This window comes from Pelatocladus sp. BLCC-F211, assembly GCF_041928655.1.
GTDB lineage: Bacteria > Cyanobacteriota > Cyanobacteriia > Cyanobacteriales > Nostocaceae > Pelatocladus.
The window spans coordinates 1-6179 of record NZ_JBHFLM010000070.1; the positions used below are offsets into that span (position 1 = coordinate 1).

Annotated in this window: 5 protein-coding genes and 1 pseudogene; 2 read left to right on the top strand and 4 right to left on the bottom strand. The window is 40.2% G+C overall.

Annotation, left to right across the window (positions count from 1 at the left end):
* Positions 1–140: 140 nt before the first annotated feature.
* Positions 141–713 (top strand): annotated as a pseudogene (locus ACE1AT_RS08260) (Rpn family recombination-promoting nuclease/putative transposase); the annotation flags it as partial.
* A gap of 263 nt (positions 714–976) precedes the next feature.
* On the opposite strand, the gene ACE1AT_RS08265 reads toward ACE1AT_RS08260, so the two are convergent.
* Complete coding sequence (locus ACE1AT_RS08265; protein ID WP_374867152.1) at positions 977–3316, bottom strand: cation:proton antiporter; 2340 nt, start codon at positions 3314–3316, stop codon at positions 977–979.
* A 151-nt stretch (positions 3317–3467) separates the two neighbouring features.
* Positions 3468–4445, bottom strand: a complete 978-nt coding sequence (locus ACE1AT_RS08270) for a hypothetical protein (protein WP_374867155.1) — start codon at positions 4443–4445, stop codon at positions 3468–3470.
* Between the two features lie 366 nt (positions 4446–4811).
* Between ACE1AT_RS08270 and ACE1AT_RS08275 the strand changes: the two genes are divergently transcribed.
* Positions 4812–5264, top strand: a complete 453-nt coding sequence (locus ACE1AT_RS08275) for an Hsp20/alpha crystallin family protein (protein WP_374867157.1) — start codon at positions 4812–4814, stop codon at positions 5262–5264.
* Positions 5265–5467: 203 nt separating this feature from the next.
* On the opposite strand, the gene ACE1AT_RS08280 is transcribed toward ACE1AT_RS08275, so the two are convergent.
* Both ACE1AT_RS08280 and ACE1AT_RS08285 read right to left on the bottom strand, forming a co-directional pair.
* On the bottom strand, positions 5468–5854 hold the full coding sequence (locus ACE1AT_RS08280; protein WP_374867160.1) for a hypothetical protein: 387 nt from the start codon (positions 5852–5854) through the stop codon (positions 5468–5470).
* A 139-nt stretch (positions 5855–5993) separates the two neighbouring features.
* On the bottom strand, positions 5994–6179 hold a 186-nt coding region (locus tag ACE1AT_RS08285), incomplete at its 5' end, for a hypothetical protein (protein ID WP_374867162.1).

Below are 6179 nucleotides of genomic sequence, written 5' to 3' on the forward strand. Positions count from 1 at the left end.
ATCGTTTCAAACGCGGTCGGGCAGTCCGTGTGTGCTTGTGGACGTATCCAAACGGGGAGATTTGAATACTTTGTATTCGGGTTTCTAGGGAGGACGGATGAAGCAAGAATCTCCGCACTTATAGGGCGGAGAGTGTCAAAGAAGTTCATTTATACCTGCGTCAAAACCAACCAGAAAATGATTGGTTTGCTGTGGTAATTTATCCATCTCGTAGCATCGACACGGCAAAAACCATACATTACCGCGAGTCTTTCGCTTCTGGGAGAGTCACCCGTATTTATTTGGATGAGTTAGGGGAGATTGAATCCCTACCCATTGGCATTGCTACGATTAAATTAGTGATCGAAAATGAAGATAAGGCAATCGATTCAGCCAGGGAGTTAATTACTAGAACCAGCCAGGAAGTTGATTCAGCACAACAGCAAAAATTATTGCAAATAATAGAGACGATATTGGTTTATAAATTTCCCAGTATGGAGATTGAGGAGATACAACAAATGTTTGGATTAAGTGAGTTGAAGCAAACACGAGTATATCAGCAAGCTTTTGCAGAAGGCGAACAGAAAGGAAAACAGGAAGGAAGACAGGAAGGAAAGTTACTTGCTGTACCACCAATGTTAGCTGCTGGGTTGACTGTGGAACAGGTAGCGCAGGCTTTAGGTTTAACTGTAGATGATGTTAGACAAGCTGCACAACAACAACCTTCTCAGTAAGCAAAGGAATATGAGCAATCGCCATCCTTAAAACCTCCCAAACCAAACGCGATCGCTCACTTCAAAACTAGACCCCCAGATCCCCAACTTTTTCAAAAATAGGACTTACGCGAGTGTCACAAAGAATAAAATTTTTTGCTTGTAGTAAGGACTTCAGTCCTTATTTTGAGGACTAAAGTCCTCACTACGAACTTAAAATAATATGCCAGTTGCGTAAGTCCTAAAAAAGTCGGAACTGATAACTGAATAACTGAATAAAAAGCTTAATCAATCACACTATCCATCGGTAAAAACTCTTTCAAAGCTTCCGCTTCACTAGCTTTCACCACAGGAACCGATGACGATGGGGAATTTGCTGGAGCAAATAATTGTTCCAGATAATTCAAACTCGTCAAACTACCGCACAATAATAATTGATCTTGAGCTTGCAATTCCATCTTGCCATTGGGGAAGCGAATAAACTTGCCATCGCGGCGCATTGATTGCACTTGCACCCCAAATTGTTGACGAATTTTCAAATCTGCCAAAGTTTTACCAAGCATTGGACAATCGGCGTTGACTATTACCCACTGACAAGCACTATTGTCTCCGGGAACGGTTGCTCTACCAAGAGCAAATTCTTCTAAAGCTGCTAATTCCTCAGCCGAACCCACCACCAACAAGCGATCGCCTTTTTCTAATCTGGTAGTAGCATCGGGATAATCGACTTCTTCCCCACTGGCGCGGCGAATAGCCATTAAACTTACCCCAGTTAAGTAGCGCATATCGGCTTCTTCTAAAGTCATACCGATTAAGGGTGAAGTTTCTGGTAGAGAATACCAACGGTTATTTAAGTCTTGAGTCGCCCGTCGCAAATGGCGGGAAACTTGGTAAGCTGATTGTTCTGGACGCAAATCTAAATAATGACGGTTGCGGATTTCTTGCATTTCCCGTTGGACAACAACACTTGAGAAGCCCGCAGCATTTAAGATGTAGGTTGCCATTTCTATACTGGCTTCAAATTCTGGTTGCACAACTTCCCTTGCACCCAGTTGGTAAAGAACTTCAATATTTTTATCGCTGGTGGCACGTACTACTACATCTAAATCAGGAGATAATTCTAAAGCGCGTTTGAGACTAAGCCGAATACTCATCGGATCGGGAAGTGCGATCGCCATTCCTTTAGCTTGACTCACCATCGCAGTTTCTAAAACGTGAAAACTCACACCATTTCCATACACATAAGGTACTCCCGCCTCACGTAATTCTTGAATTCTACTTTCAGATTGGTCAATCACCACTACAGGTAAGTTGTGTTGCTGTAACAATTTCACCAAATTTTTCCCGACTCGCCCATAACCACAAACTACAACATGGTCTTTTATTGGTAACTCCTCGGCTACTTCCAACGGCTTACCCTCGCCACTAAAATAGGGCTTTAGCCAAGGCATTGATTCTAACCAGTCAAAAACAATCGGTACTAGTCGTAACACAAAAGGAGTCAGTACCAATGTTACCGCTGTTGTTCCCAAAATCAGTAAATATATGTGCCGAGAAACTAGTCCCAAAGCCTGTCCTTCACTGGCTAAAACAAAGGAAAATTCCCCAATTTGCGCCAGTCCCAAGCCAGTGATTAATGCCGTCTTCAGAGGGTAGCGGAACAGTTTAACAAGGGGTGTAATAATTAAAAATTTACCAACAAATACCAGTGCTACCAATCCGAGAATCAATTCCAGGTTATGCCACAAAAATACTGGATCGATTAACATCCCAATTGAAGCAAAGAACAAACTCGCGAAAATATCTCGTAGTGGTTCTACATAAGTCAGGGTTTGATCAGCGTATTCTACCTCCGAGATCATCAAACCCGCAACAAACGCCCCCATTTCAATCGACAGCCCTAAATATTCTGTCAACAGAGCAATTCCCAAACACAGCGCCACTACTCCTAATAAAAATAGCTCTCGGCTTTCTGTGCGAGCTAGCATCCGCAACAAAGGCGGAATAATCCACTTACCAGCAATCACAGCACCCGCTGCAAACAAGCCAATCAGCGCTAAGGCTGTCAGCACCGCCATCACAATCGATTCCCCTGGTTGGTGCAAAGCGGGCAAAACTGCCAACATTAGTCCTAAAGCCAAATCCTGCACCACCAAAATTCCCAACATCACCTGTCCGTGGGGTGTTTCCGTCTCATTGCGTTCCATCAAACATTTGAGAACAACTGCTGTGGAAGACAAAGACAGAATTCCCCCTAAAAATACGCCCTTTGCGGGTAAAGTTCCCCAAGCGCCCGTTAAACCGCATACCAAAACGGTAACGGCAATTGTCAGGGTAATTTGTAGTGTACCTCCACCGAGGGCGATCGCTTTGACTTTTTTGAGTTCCGCAAAGGAAAACTCGACCCCCAAGGCAAATAACAAAAAGGCTACGCCAAACTGTGCTAGAGTCTCTACTTGAATTAATTCTTTAATTAGTCCCAGTCCCGACGGACCAATGACAACTCCTCCAATCAGATACCCCAGTAAAACAGGTTGTTTTAAAAGCGCCGCTAACAGTCCACCACAGGCGGCGACAGCGAGAACTGATACTAAATCAACAATTAATCTAAAATCTTCTTGCACAAGTTTTTCAAAGAACTATTAAGACCTATTTACAATCAGCATACAAAAGTTTGATGTAGCTGTGGGGAGTTTCTATGTACTGTTGTTGGTAATTGCTGGTTGATCTGACCGATGAACTACCCAAACTAGTAGAGGTTTACCAGGAAAAGCTTTAACGGCGAAATCGGCGGATGGCTTTGTAACCTAAAATTGTACATCCCACACTAAACACGACGCTAAACACAAAAGCTGGTGAGATTAAGATTGAAAGGTCGTAATTTGAGTAGTCTTTGGGTTTTGGTAGGTATGCTGTAGCGACGGTAACAGTAACACTACTAATTGCTAAACCCACACCGACAAGGGCAATGGTATTATCGAGTTTGCGATCGCTTTTGGTTTGTTCTAGTTGAGTAATGCTTTGCAAGGTATTGCTGAGATTTTGCAGCACGTTTAAACCTGGATTGAGGTTAGCGTAATCTGTTTCTGCTTGCTTTAAATATTTTCTCCCGTAGATTTCGCTTTCACTAAATTGTTGCAAAAATTTCAGATCACTTCCTGGATACTTACGATTAATTTCCGCGAGGCGATATTTGTAATTTTCTAAGTTAGTTTTAATGCTACGAATTTGGTCATCGAGATAGTTTAATTCAATAGTGTAGTCTGATAAGGTAACTAAGGTATTGGTTAAAGTTGTTTGTAAATTAGTTAAGTTTAATTGATTTGTTTTTAATTGGGTTTCTAATGTCCGCGCTGCGTTGATTGAAGTTTGGACTTTAATAAATTCTATTTTCAGTTTGGCTTTTTGGTGCAAGCTTTGATAATATCCCCACACTACTTTATGACGATATTGAAATAGTCGTAGTAAATCTTGATAAACAGTTTTAATTTTATCTCGCATGTCATCTGCTGAAATATCAGCAGGGAAAAGCCAAATTAAAACATGATGACTTTCTTTTCTAAATTTATCCCAGAATTCTTTACCTGTTAAACCCGCAATTTCTGGAATATACCACAACTCAAAAAGTGTCCCCCCGAACAAGTTACCTTGTTCAATTAAATCTATATCCCATTTATGATATTTAGTTGCAATTTGGGTGTAATACCAATTCTGTATGAAGATGCGCCTAATTATATAAGGAACGAACCACATAGACGCGTCAGCGGCTACTTACCCTTCGGGAACCCTTTCAGGGAACAGAAGCCACTTCGTGTCTACCCGCAGGGTAGAACACAAAGAACACAAAGAACACAAAGAAAGAAGAAGTCAATAAAATTTAGTGCAGCTTCATAAAGAAATGGTATAAACAGATAAAACTAGAGAATGTGGTTTCCCGAACCTAAAATATTCAAGTTTTCCACACCTGATTTTACTCATTATTTTGGTTCGGTAATCATCATTTGGAAAGGGAAAAAACCGAATTTACAGTCTTGTTTTTACTAATTAATATAAGAATCAAAGGCAAGGATAAAGACCTGAAATAAATAGTAATAAACCTAGTAAAGAAGAGGAAAGTTTATGACACTGATTCGTTACAATCCCTGGCAAGAAATTAATTCTCTCCAACGCCAACTCAACCGTTTATTTGATGAAAGTTTCACACCATCTAAACTGTTGGAAAACGGGTCTGTGAAAGTTACTGCTGCCGAGTTGCAAGAAACAGAAAAAGCTATTCTTCTGAAGTTAGAAGTTCCTGGCATAGAAGCTAAAGACTTAGATGTGCAAGTGACAGAAGAAGCTGTTTATGTCAGTGGCGAACGCAAATCTGAAACTAAAACAGAAGAAAAAGGTTACACCATAAGTGAATTCTACTATGGTAAATTCCAGCGTGTAATTCCTCTACCTGCCCGGATTCAAAATACTAACGTGACTGCTGAATACAAAGACGGAATTCTCAACCTGACTCTACCGAAAACTGAAGCAGAAAAGAACAAAGTAGTCAAAGTGAATCTAGAAGGTTCTAGTGTGTAATCACTTGCCATTAGTCTTCTGATTTAAATACCTATTGTGTAAGTTTGTGTGATAAACATTTGAGCCTGGTTGCATAAAAGCAATCAGGTTTTTTGTGGAAAAAAGTATTCATAAATCATAAGCTTTTCGGGCAGGCTGCGCCAACGTGAACAACAATATTCAACAATTTTATTGCTACCTTCAAATAATATGTCACTCAACAATTAGTCATTTTCCGTATCAACATCAAATACCCATTCGTCAAGCCAGGTATTTAGTTCTTGTGGAAAATGCTCGTAATTGTGACTACTTTTAGTTGCAGAACTGGGTGATGAAAAGTCGATAAGATGAACGTCATCATTATGCCCATATTCACCTTCATGGTGAACAACCCACCATATATCAGGCGCTTCTAACATCGAAATCTTATAAATATGCTCTTGATAACTCTCATCGAAACCTTCATAACTAATATGGAAATATTCTTGCAACTCCTTGGTTAAGTCATAACCATCTGTGAACAATTTAAGGATATGACTCTCGGAGACTGGTGTATCTATCTCAGGTATGAGTTCAACTTGTTCAGGTCTTATCGGTAGATTATCAGTCATATAGCGTTTTCAAGGTATAAATTATACGTACAAGATCGAAACCGCGCTATGCGCGGCTTCTTGTAGAGTAAGTCCATTTGCCCTTACGATAATTTTTACCCCACCAAGTTGCAATCTGCTGTAGGTGGGAAATAACTGCTTATTTAACATTTATTAATAGCATGAAACTATTCGAGAATCTTTTATCCCACATTCCGCACTTCAATAAGTAGCATGGGTAAACTACATAAACAGAAAATGCGCTCATGAGAATTTGAACAATCAAGTAACCAGAAAATAAATAAATTATCCACATCCAAATTCCAGCTTTTTTACACCATAAAAA